Origin of the sequence: Oscillibacter sp. UBA6647 (genome assembly GCA_002455655.1) — a bacterium.
GTDB lineage: Bacteria > Bacillota > Clostridia > Oscillospirales > Oscillospiraceae > Oscillibacter.
Window position 1 is genome coordinate 1,302 of the sequence record DKLF01000121.1, and the last position, 289, is coordinate 1,590.

Sequence of the window (289 nt, forward strand, 5' to 3'; positions counted from 1 at the left end):
TCATCACCGGCCCCAACATGGCGGGCAAATCCACGTATATGCGTCAAGTCGCCCTAATTGTGCTGCTGGCGCAGGTCGGTTCCTTCGTCCCCGCCGCCGCAGCCCGCATCGGCGTGGTGGACCGGATTTTCACCCGCATCGGCGCCAGCGACGATCTGGCGGCGGGTCAGTCCACCTTTATGGTGGAGATGACGGAGGTGGCGGACATTCTCCGCCACGCCACCAAAAAAAGCCTTCTGATTCTGGATGAAATCGGCAGGGGTACCTCCACCTTTGACGGCATGTCCAT

General features: G+C 60.9%; 1 protein-coding gene. It reads left to right on the plus strand.

The window, feature by feature from the left end:
* On the plus strand, window positions 1-289 hold a 289-nt coding region (locus tag B2W96_RS08915), incomplete at both ends, for a MutS-related protein (protein WP_414692964.1).